The sequence below is a fragment of the Acinetobacter sp. genome, from assembly GCF_049284435.1.
Lineage (GTDB): Bacteria > Pseudomonadota > Gammaproteobacteria > Pseudomonadales > Moraxellaceae > Acinetobacter.
Genome location: NZ_JBAPXX010000117.1, coordinates 1 through 8751 on the forward strand (window position 1 = coordinate 1; position 8751 = coordinate 8751).

The following is an 8751-nucleotide window of genomic DNA, read 5'->3' on the forward strand; positions in this document are numbered from 1 at the left end:
GCCTAAGATTAAGCCCGTTGCGGCAACAGGAATGCCAATTAAATTCAGTGCCAAAATGGGGCGAAAGGTACTAAAGATTAAGCTCAGCAATAACATGAGCCCAGATGTAAATGACATGAGGACAAACACGTCATAATTTACCCCCAAAGGAGTCAACATATCGTTATATAGAACACCGGTATGTAGCAGTAATCCTAAGCCCAGTACAAGCCCGACAAACCAATGGTTTGGATCACGTTTTGACATTAAGTGGATAAACAAATACCAAAAAGATGTGGTATAAGCGATTAATGCTAAGATCGTGTAAACCAAGGGGAGACTGATCATGTCAAACCTTTTTCAGGATGATGAATATTCATTTATATAAATTCTATGCGAACTACAGTATCCTATAGCATCTTATGCATAAATTTTCTATTTTAAGAAAGATTTTTTTGCAACTAGCAATTTTAAGCGGATTTTGCAATGTTTGATACCTTAACAGAACGACTCACGCAGAGTTTAAGAAATGTTACTGGCTCAGGGCAGCTAACCGAAGACAATATTAAAGATACGTTACGTGAAGTGCGTATGGCGCTTCTTGAGGCCGATGTTGCGTTACCTGTAACTCGTGAATTCATCGCGAAAGTTAAGGAAGAAGCATTGGGCCAGGAAGTGATGACTCAGTTATCTCCTGGGCAGGCTTTTGTCAAAATCGTTCATGACGAATTGACCAAAATGATGGGCGAGGCCAATGAAAGCCTCGACCTCGCTGCAAAACCCCCTGTGGTTGTCCTGCTGGCAGGCCTGCAGGGTGCAGGTAAAACAACAACTGCAGCGAAACTTGCACGCTTCTTACAAGAACGTCAAAAGAAAAAAGTCGCGATGGTCTCTGCCGACGTGTATCGTCCGGCTGCGATCAAACAGCTACAGACTGTTGCAGGTGAGGTCGGTGCGATTTTCCTGGAATCCAGCGCAGACGAAAAACCGATTACGATTGTGAATCGTGCGATTGAACAGGCAAAAATCCAGTTTGCCGATGTGCTGATTGTCGATACCGCAGGCCGTTTGCATATCGATGATGACATGATGGGTGAAATCAAAGAGCTGCATGCAGCGATTAACCCGACTGAAACCCTGTTCGTGGTCGATGCCATGACTGGTCAGGATGCGGCAAACACCGCCAAAGCATTCAACGATGCCTTGCCTTTAACTGGTGTGATCCTGACCAAAACTGATGGTGATGCGCGCGGTGGTGCGGCACTGTCAGTGCGTGCGATTACCGGTAAGCCAATCAAATTCTTGGGTATGGGTGAGAAGCTCGATGCCTTGGAGCCATTCCATCCTGAGCGTGTCGCACAGCGCATTCTCGGTATGGGTGACGTACTTTCTTTGGTCGAAGAACTTGAACGTAAGGTCGACAAAGAAAAAGCCGAAAAAATGGCGAAAAAACTGCAAAAAGGCGGCAGCTTCAACTTTGAAGACATGCTGATGCAGTTTGAGCAGATGAACAAGATGGGCGGCATGATGGGCTTCCTGGACAAACTTCCTGGCATGAGCAATGCCGGTCTGCAAGATGCATTGGCGCAAGCCAATCCTGAAAAGCAGGTCAAGAAAATGGAAGCGATTATCCAGTCAATGACCTTGAAAGAGCGCCGTAATCCAGACCTGATGAACCCAAGCCGTAAAAAACGTATTGCAGCGGGTTGTGGTATGGAAGTGGCGGAAGTCAACAAGCTGATCAAGCAACATGCACAAATGGCCAAGATGATGAAAAAATTTGCCAATCCATCGGGTATGGCAAAAATGATGAAATCACTTGGCGGCTTGCAGAAACAGTTTGGCGGCGGCGGTGGCATGGGCCCATTGTTCGGCGGCAACGACAAGAAATAAGTTTTGTTTTTAAAAAAGGCGCAATATGCGCCTTTTTTATTGCGAACGAATTGGCAAACCGGTTTAAACAAAACAACATTTACTTACCCAAAATAAAAATTCAATCAGGCAGACTCGGGAATATCAGCACAAAATAAAGAGAAATTTCAAATGAACCAAGTGATTGTCGTACATGGTTATACTGCAAGCCCGGAAGAAAACTGGTACCCATGGATTCAGGAAAAAGCCCAACAGGAAAATGTCAGTTTAAAAGTCCTCCGGCTCGATCCATCGACCACACCGACACTGGACACTTGGGATCAGCAAATGCGCGAACAGATTGATGCAATTGACGAAGACAGTATCTTTATCGCACATAGTTTGGGGACTGTGGCCGCATTGCATTACTTATCCAGAGAATTAAAGCAGCAGAAAATTCAGCAACTGGTATTGATCGCGGGATTTAATGGCCGATTGGGTCGTCTGGATGAAGTGAACCCTTTTATTGATGCCGCTGAAATCGATTTTGATTTACTCAAACAGCAGATTGCAGAACGTGTAGTGATCTATTCTGAAGGCGATGATCGGGTTGCGCCAGAATTTAGTCTGGAACAGGCGGACAGTCTGGATGCCATTGTGGTGAATGCCAAGCATCACGGACATTTTATTGATTCTCAAGGCTGTACTGATCTGCCGGAGCTCTGGAAAGTAATCGAGCCTTATCTGATTAAATCTTAAGTTTAGGCATGTTATTGTATTCGCTAAATTTTAAAAGTTAACATGAGATGGTGTTCAAAAAGATACTTGAATTCCATCTCCAGACTGTTTAAAACTGATTTTTATCGACGCCGTTTGCGTTCATTAATTATAAGTAATGCACTATGAAAAATATAATAAAAAAAGTCTATATCGTGCCGGATTATCAGGCGACCTCCAATGATCACTGGTACCCTTGGCTCAGTCGCCAGCTTAAAAATGCCGGTTTTGAGTCTAAACGTATTATGCTGGCCAACCCTTTTCAGCCTGATTTAGAAGAGTGGCAGCAGAACCTGAAACTGCACATTCCGCAGATGGATGAACATACCTTTTTAGTTGCACATGGCCTGAGTTGCGTCAGTGTTTTAAATTTTTTACAGGAACATTATATTCAGCAGCAACGCAAGATCGGCGGGGTAATTCTGGTCTCAGCCTTTGATACGCCCTTAGTGGCCTGGTCAGAACTGAATAAAATACTGCAGGCTGTGCGACTCGATCTGAAAAACTTGCCGTATAGCTATAAACGTGCGGTGATGCTGATTTCCAGTAATGATCCCTATGTGCCTGCACCGATTTCCTTGCGTTTAGCACATAGCTTGAATGCACAAATTTTTGAGATCAAAAAAGCCGGGCATTTTAACAAGTCTGATGGCTTTGCCGAATTTCCTCAATTGCTGGATATTATCAAACAGTGTCTGGCAAATGAGCTGCAAAATGCTGCAGGCCTTTAAGCAAAAGATCAGGTTCAATCCGGGGCTGATACTGAGCGAGATGCTGCGCGAAAAGTGGAGCATCTCCACCAGTTAAAACCAGCTGTGCAGGGAAATCATGCAGGACTTTTTCGATGGTGCTCAGCAGACCGAGCAGGATGCCATGATGAACAGCATCGATGGTATTCCGTCCGGGATTGAGTTCAGAAAAAGCGGCATCTGGGATTTTAATGCCTTTGGTATTCTGAATTAGGGAATCTCGTTGCAAGTACAGATTCGGCAGAATAAATCCACCCAAATGTTGTTGTCCTTGTGCCAGATCAATGGTCAGTGCTGTACCACAACTAATTACACAGTAATTTTCATGCGCTTGAGTCGCCACTGCAAGTATCTGTAACCAGCGGTCAATGCCCAGCTGAGAAGGGTCATCATAGCCACAGATCAGACCGGCATATTCTGCCTGTACCTGAGCAAAAATGACTGGAATATGCAGACTTTCTAAAATGCTGAGAATACGCTCATTATTGATTTTATCTTGGACAGAGGATAGACCTACCTGATGCAAGCCCAGCGCTTTGAAATGCTGGATCAGGCCAAGTAACAAATCAGCAGGAGACTGTAAATGTAATTCCGCTGCCTGTTCAATAATCTGATCATGTTCGGTAATCCAGTATTTGAGCCGGGTATTGCCGATATCCAACCATAATTTTTTCATTGCTATACACCTGTTCATCCACCATTTTTAAGGCGGAGCTGTCCCTGATAAAAGGTCTGGATTCCCTGATCGGTCGTAATATTGACCGCACCATCATCCTGAATCCCCAGAAAAGTACCGGAATATTGCCCTTGCACATCAGTAAATTCAACTGCTTGTTGCATAAATGCAGCCGATCGATTGAAACGCGCCGCCAGATTCTGACTGCCATAATTAAACCATTGCCCGGCTTGTTGAATCGCCAGATATAACTGGGCAATCAGTTCGACTCTTGAAGTATGAGACAATCCTAACTCGCTCAAGGAACTGACCTGCTGATCTGGAAGGTCAGTAGAGAGAGGATCGATATTCAAACCGACACCAACTACCACCTGTGTGGTCGACATCGGCTCGACCAGAATACCGCCCCATTTTCCGTAGAGGCTATACAGGTCATTCGGCCATTTTACTTGTAATTCCAGCCCTTGCAGACTGGGTATTTGCAGGATATTTAACGCAATTTCCAGCGCCAGACGACCATCTATGGGTTTTTGTGTATGCAGCAATGTGCTTAAATAGATGTTCCCTTCAGGTGAAATCCATTGACGTTGACGCTGTCCACGGCCTTGGGTCTGCACATGACTGCACACCAGAACCTGCTGTACCCCTTTCGTTGCCAATTCACGCACATCATCATTGGTTGATGTTGTAATCGGTTTGATGAGTAATACTTCCGGGAGTTGGCCTGCATCGCTTAATCGTTGTTGCAGTTCACGAGTTTCTACATCCATTTGAATCTAAACGTGGTAAATATCGTTATGGAGTTAATCATATATTTATTGATTGGTGCAATTGCCGGATTCACTGCAGGCCTGTTTGGGGTCGGTGGTGGTTTGATTATTGTGCCGATCCTGTACATTGTTTTTACCCAGCTCCAGTACGATCCCAGCGTGATTATGCATATGGCAGTGGGCACTTCCTTGGCAACGATTATTGTGACTTCTATCAGTTCGGTGATGGCGCATCATCAACGAGGGGCAGTGCTATGGCCCGTATTTCGTAATCTGGCGCCAGGTCTGATTATTGGTTCTTTCTTGGGTGCGGGGATTGCCGATTATTTATCTGGTCAGGGTTTGCAGTTACTGATTGGCTTCTTTGCGGTCTGGGTGGCATTTAGAATGTTCAGGGGAGCACATATTCAGATCGATCCGAATCAAAAATTGCCCTCAACACCGGTACAAATTGCTGCGGGTGGTGGGATCGGTGTGGCCTCTGCTATCTTTGGGATTGGTGGGGGAAGTCTGACCGTTCCGTTTCTGAATCGCTGCGGAATCGTGATGCAAAAAGCAGTAGCGACCTCTGCGGCTTGCGGTTTACCGATTGCAGTTGCAGGTGCGCTGGGTTTTATCTGGTTCGGTAAACAGGCGCAGGTCACCGTACCAAATACGATTGGATATATTCATATTTATGCCTTTATTGGTATCAGCATGATGAGTTTTTTCACTGCCAAGCTGGGCGCAAAAGTGGCACATCTGCTTTCACCGGCCGTATTAAAAAAATGTTTTGCTGCATTACTGACCACCGTCGGCCTGTATTTTATTTATCAGGGTTTTAATGCCTGATCTAAATGTGCCAGTTCAATCAATGCATCGCAGCAGGAGAATAGCCCACTATTCTCCTTTTTTATGAGTCTAAGTTGGCTATATAGACATAAGATTGTCTGACAATGTCAAAGTATTTATTGATAAAAACCCGTTTAATAGCAACATAGCCCAAATAAAGGGCTAAACCAGTATCCATAAAAACAAAGACAGGAACGGTATGCCATTAGAACAAGCGCATAGTTTGTCTGAGCAGATTGCCAAGCACATTAGCGAACAGATTATTCGCGGTGAACTGGTCGAAGGCGAACGTATGCAGGAACTCAGGATTGCCTCGGAGCTTGATGTCAGTCGGGGTTCGGTCCGTGAAGCCCTGCTTTTGCTGGAACGCACCCAGCTGATTGAAATCTTTCCGCGCCGTGGGGCAATTGTCTCGGAAATGTCGGCCTTGCAGGTGCGTGCCTTATTTGACATGACCTCGTTATTGCTCGGGCAGATGGTGCATCGCATGGCGGAAACCTGGCGGGTGCATGAAGCTGAGCGCATTCAGCTATTATTAGAGCAATTAGAAGCAGAAACCCGCCAAGGACACACTGAAAAGTTTTATGATCTGATCTTTCAGGGCATGGCCCAACAGCATGAGATGGTCGGGAATCCTTATCTGATGCGCTATTATCAGGAACTGCTGCCTTCTTTACGTCGGAGCTATTTTCTGACCCTGAATATTTCCAGACGCGAGTTACAGGAATCTTTTGACTTATTTAAACTGGTCACTGAAGCAATTTTGATACGAAAAACCCATCAGGCCACTTTATTTATGGAAGATTTTTGTCGACACTTGCGCAACCTTGTGTTGGAATCTCTGACACGGATGAAACAAATTGAACTCGCGTGGGCCAGACGCTCACGACGTTAAATCAGGACATTATGCGTTTAAGCAGTTTAAAACTTTCAGGCTTTAAATCTTTTGCCGACAGTACCACTTTACATTTTAAAGATAATCGTACTGCGGTCGTGGGACCGAATGGTTGTGGTAAATCCAACGTCATTGATGCCATACGCTGGGTCATGGGCGAGTCCAGTGCGCGCCAGTTACGTGGTGGCAGCATGCAGGATGTCATCTTTACCGGAACTGCCCAGCGTAAACCGGTGGGCATGGCCAGTGTAGAACTGCGCTTTGATAATACCTATGGCAAGCTAGGCGGTGCTTATAATGCCTATAACGAACTGGCGGTACGCCGTCAGGTCAACCGCGATGGCAAGTCCGAATATTTCCTGAATGGCAGCAAATGCCGGCGTCGTGATATTACCGATATTTTCCTTGGTACCGGTCTTGGGCCACGTTCCTATGCGATTATCGAGCAGGGCATGATTAACCGTCTGGTGGATGCCAAGCCCGATGAAATGCGGGTTTATATTGAAGAAGCGGCTGGGGTATCGCGCTATCAGGCACGTCGCCGTGAAACCATGCTGCATCTGGATCACACCACACAAAACCTGTCGCGTCTGGAAGATATCGCCTCCGAACTGAAATCCCAGCTAAAAACCCTGAAACGTCAGTCGGAAAGTGCGATTCAATATAAAGAACTGGAAGGACAGATCCGCACAATCAAGATCGAAATCCTGTCTTTTCAATGTGAGCAGAGCCAGTGCTTACAGGAAGAATATACCCTTGAGATGAATACGCTCGGGGAAAACTTTAAGCTGGTGCGTTCCGAACTGACCACTGTTGAACATGATTTGGGTTCGACCAGTGAACTGTTCCAGCGTCTGATTCAGCAATCCACTCCTTTGCAAAGCGAATGGCAACAGGCCGAGAAAAAACTGGCTGAACTGGAAATGACCCTGCAGCAAAAGCAGTCTTTGCTGGAGCAGAATTCTACAAATTTGGTTAAACTGGAACAGCAAAAAGCCCAGACCAAAGAGCATTTGCAGTTGATTGAACTGCAACTCGATACTTTACAGCAGCAATTTGAAGATCAGCAGGCGCAGTTGCAACAGCAAGATGGCCAGACTCAGGCGCAAAGCCAAAATCTGAGTGAGCTCAAATCCCAGCAGAGTACAATTGCAGCGCAATTCGCACAGATTAAAACTCAGGTCGAACAGCAGCAACAGCGTAAATTGCAAATGCTGGCTCAAAGCGAGCAACTGGCGAAGAATATTGAGCGGATTGAACAGCAAAAACAGACGCTACAACAGCAAAGTGCACAGATTCAGCAACAGGCCCAGCAAGATGAGCTGGAGCAGTATCAGGCAGACAAAACCCAAGCTGAACAGCAAATTGCTGACTATGAAATTCAATTAAAAGATTTAAGAACTCAATTCGAGCAGTTTCAGGCAGAGCAGGCGACTCATCAGCAGCGCTTGATGCAGCTCAAATCTGAAATTCAGGTCCTGCATTCAGAAAAGAAAAACCTGAGCCAATTACTGACCAAAGCCAATCCGAATGCCAAGAGTGATGCGGTCCAGCTGATGCAGGTGCTGAAACTCAATCCACAGGCGAAAGCACATGCCAGCCTGATCGAAAAGTTTCTGGCAAAATGGATATCTGCCCAGATTCTGGCCGAGGGCGAGCACTTCCTTGAAGATTGTGCACGTCAGTTAAAGCCATATGCTGTGCAAGATAAAATTCAGATTGCCGGTCTCCCATGTCTGGCAGACTGGATTGATGAGCCTCAATATTCACTCTGGCAACAGGTGGCTGTGACTGAGAACTTTAGACATGCTCTCGATTTGCAAACCCAACTGAGCGCAGGCCAGTCAATCCTAAGTCTGGATGGCTACCATGTCGGTGCAGACTGGGTCATTGCTCTGGATTATGATGAAGCCAGTCAGGCCGGACAAGGTGCTTTAAGCCATCGAATTCGTCTGAATGAAATCGAGCAGCAACTTGCAGAACTTGAACCTAAGTTCATGCAGCTGGAGCAACAGTTACCTGAACTCACCGATCAGGTTAAAGCTTTGCAAAGCCAGATTCAAAGCATCAGTGAGCAGCACAAGCATACCCAAAAGCAGCTGCAACAACTCGATATTCACATTGCCAAAGTACAAAGCAGTGCGCAGGCTTTCGCATTGCAAAAGCAGCAATTACAGCATCAGCTGCAACAACTGGATGAGCAGCTTGAAGAAGATGCCATGC

General features: G+C 45.8%; 8 protein-coding genes and 1 pseudogene. 6 read left to right on the forward strand and 3 right to left on the reverse strand.

Going from position 1 to position 8751, the window contains the following annotated elements; all coding sequences use genetic code 11:
* A pseudogene (locus WAK81_RS10155) lies at positions 1-327 on the reverse strand (cytochrome C assembly protein); the annotation flags it as partial.
* 138 nt (positions 328-465) lie between these two features.
* On the opposite strand from WAK81_RS10155, the gene ffh reads away from it, so the two are divergent.
* The 3 genes from ffh (at position 466) to WAK81_RS10170 (ending at position 3338) form a co-directional block, all read left to right on the forward strand.
* Positions 466-1872 carry a signal recognition particle protein gene (gene ffh, locus WAK81_RS10160; RefSeq protein ID WP_005247147.1) on the forward strand — a complete coding sequence of 469 codons (1407 nt, stop codon included), beginning with the start codon at positions 466-468 and terminating at the stop codon, positions 1870-1872.
* Positions 1873-2022: 150 nt separating this feature from the next.
* The gene (locus WAK81_RS10165; protein WP_155861763.1) at positions 2023-2589 is read left to right on the forward strand and encodes an RBBP9/YdeN family alpha/beta hydrolase; all 567 of its coding nucleotides are present in this window, start codon (positions 2023-2025) and stop codon (positions 2587-2589) included.
* 143 nt (positions 2590-2732) lie between these two features.
* Positions 2733-3338 carry an RBBP9/YdeN family alpha/beta hydrolase gene (locus WAK81_RS10170; protein WP_422196711.1) on the forward strand — a complete coding sequence of 202 codons (606 nt, stop codon included), beginning with the start codon at positions 2733-2735 and terminating at the stop codon, positions 3336-3338.
* Here the strand turns inward: WAK81_RS10170 and WAK81_RS10175 are convergent.
* Complete coding sequence (locus WAK81_RS10175; protein ID WP_422196712.1) at positions 3292-4032, reverse strand: type III pantothenate kinase; 741 nt, start codon at positions 4030-4032, stop codon at positions 3292-3294. The two genes, WAK81_RS10170 and WAK81_RS10175, sit on opposite strands and share 47 nt — an antisense overlap.
* A 14-nt stretch (positions 4033-4046) precedes the next feature.
* Entirely contained in the window at positions 4047-4802 is a 756-nt protein-coding gene (locus tag WAK81_RS10180; RefSeq protein ID WP_422196713.1) for a biotin--[acetyl-CoA-carboxylase] ligase, read from the reverse strand.
* A gap of 27 nt (positions 4803-4829) precedes the next feature.
* On the opposite strand from WAK81_RS10180, the gene WAK81_RS10185 reads away from it, so the two are divergent.
* The 3 genes from WAK81_RS10185 to WAK81_RS10195 form a co-directional block, all read left to right on the forward strand.
* Positions 4830-5633 carry a sulfite exporter TauE/SafE family protein gene (locus tag WAK81_RS10185; RefSeq protein WP_422196714.1) on the forward strand — a complete coding sequence of 268 codons (804 nt, stop codon included), beginning with the start codon at positions 4830-4832 and terminating at the stop codon, positions 5631-5633.
* 199 nt (positions 5634-5832) lie between these two features.
* Positions 5833-6528, forward strand: coding sequence for a GntR family transcriptional regulator (locus tag WAK81_RS10190; RefSeq protein WP_422196715.1), 696 nt, complete (start codon positions 5833-5835; stop codon positions 6526-6528).
* Between the two features lie 11 nt (positions 6529-6539).
* Positions 6540-8751: chromosome segregation SMC family protein (locus WAK81_RS10195; RefSeq protein WP_422196716.1), on the forward strand; the 2212-nt coding region annotated here is incomplete at its 3' end.

Bases quoted from the DNA above. Each gene is read 5' to 3' on its own strand.
- ffh (WP_005247147.1), top strand. From the start codon at position 466: ATGTTTGATACCTTAACAGAACGACTCACGCAGAGTTTAAGAAATGTT.
- WAK81_RS10165 (WP_155861763.1), top strand. From the start codon at position 2,023: ATGAACCAAGTGATTGTCGTACATGGTTATACTGCAAGCCCGGAAGAA.
- WAK81_RS10170 (WP_422196711.1), top strand. From the start codon at position 2,733: ATGAAAAATATAATAAAAAAAGTCTATATCGTGCCGGATTATCAGGCG.
- WAK81_RS10175 (WP_422196712.1), bottom strand. From the start codon at position 4,032: ATGAAAAAATTATGGTTGGATATCGGCAATACCCGGCTCAAATACTGG.
- WAK81_RS10180 (WP_422196713.1), bottom strand. From the start codon at position 4,802: ATGGATGTAGAAACTCGTGAACTGCAACAACGATTAAGCGATGCAGGC.
- WAK81_RS10185 (WP_422196714.1), top strand. From the start codon at position 4,830: ATGGAGTTAATCATATATTTATTGATTGGTGCAATTGCCGGATTCACT.
- WAK81_RS10190 (WP_422196715.1), top strand. From the start codon at position 5,833: ATGCCATTAGAACAAGCGCATAGTTTGTCTGAGCAGATTGCCAAGCAC.